This is a genomic window from Herbidospora sakaeratensis (assembly GCF_001570525.1).
GTDB lineage: Bacteria > Actinomycetota > Actinomycetes > Streptosporangiales > Streptosporangiaceae > Herbidospora > Herbidospora sakaeratensis.
The window spans coordinates 1-1,089 of record NZ_BBXC01000003.1 but is presented as its reverse complement, the minus strand read 5'-3'; the positions used below and the strand labels follow the sequence as shown (position 1 = coordinate 1,089).

General features: G+C 69.0%; 1 protein-coding gene. It reads right to left on the bottom strand.

Annotation, left to right across the window (positions count from 1 at the left end):
• Positions 1–9: 9 nt before the first annotated feature.
• Entirely contained in the window at positions 10–975 is a 966-nt protein-coding gene (locus AW271_RS00015; RefSeq protein ID WP_062330064.1) for an IS481 family transposase, read from the bottom strand.
• Positions 976–1,089 lie beyond the last annotated feature (114 nt).

Here is a 1,089-nt window from a genome sequence, read left to right as displayed (position 1 = left end):
TGTACTCGGTCATGGACTTGGTGACAGTCGGCTGATGGGCGGTCGGCCGCCGAGGGCTGAGTGTGGGCGTGTGGTGTTGTAGTACTCCAGCCAGGGGCCGAGGGCTTGGGTTCGGTGCTGGTTGCTGGCGTAGGGCCGGCGGTAGGCCCACTCGGTGGCCATGGTCCGGTTGAGACGTTCGGCTTTGCCGTTGGTCCAGGGGCAGTGTGGCCGGGTGAATTTCTGCCGGGCGCCCAGTGCGGTGCAGGCCTGCTGGAAAGCGTGGCTGATCCGGTAGTTCTTGGCGTTGTCGGTCATCACCCGCTGAATGCGGGTGATGCCCTGGCTGGCGAAGAAGGCCGCGGCCCGGGTCAGGAAGGCGGCGCAGGTGGTGCCTTTCTCGTCGGTCAGGACTTCGATGTAGGCCAGGCGGGTGTGGTCGTCGATGGCGGTGTGCAGGTAGTCGTAGCCGATGCCGCGCCCGCGTGCGGACTCGGCGCGGCCGTGGACGCGGTGGCCGCCGCCTTCGGGGATGCGTCCGAGTTTCTTGACGTCCAGGTGGATCATGTCGCCGGGCGCCGCGTGCTCGTAGCGGCGGGTGCTTTTGCGGCTGGCGCGGATCGGCGTGCCGGTCAGCGGGTCACACATCGCCAGGCGTGCGACGCCGTGGCGGCGCAGGATTCGGCTGATGGTCCGGGCCGGCACTCCGGTGGCGGCTGCGAGCCGGTCGGGTCCGGCCCGCAGCTCGGCACGCGCCACCAGGACCCGCTGCTCGATGTCGGGCGGGGTGCGGCGAGGGCTGGTGCGGGGGCCACTGCGCCGTTCCCGTAGTCCGGGCCACCCTTCTTGCTGGTAGCGGCGGACCCACCGGTGCCCGCATTGGCGCGAGACGCCCAGTTCGGCGGCCACGTGCGCGACGGGGCGGCCGTCGAACACGACACGGCGAACCAGCAGGCATCTGCCGTGAAACGTCAGCCGGGCGTTAGCGTGACCCATCAAGACCTCCGTGCGTGGGTGAAGCGGCAAACTCCACTACGCCCGGAGGTCTTCTTCATGATCAATCACCGATCGCCACGTGTCACCAAGATCTCGGCCAAGTACACCTAGGCG

Excerpts from the sequence above, each read along its gene's own strand:
- AW271_RS00015 (WP_062330064.1), bottom strand. The coding sequence starts at position 975 with ATGGGTCACGCTAACGCCCGGCTGACGTTTCACGGCAGATGCCTGCTG.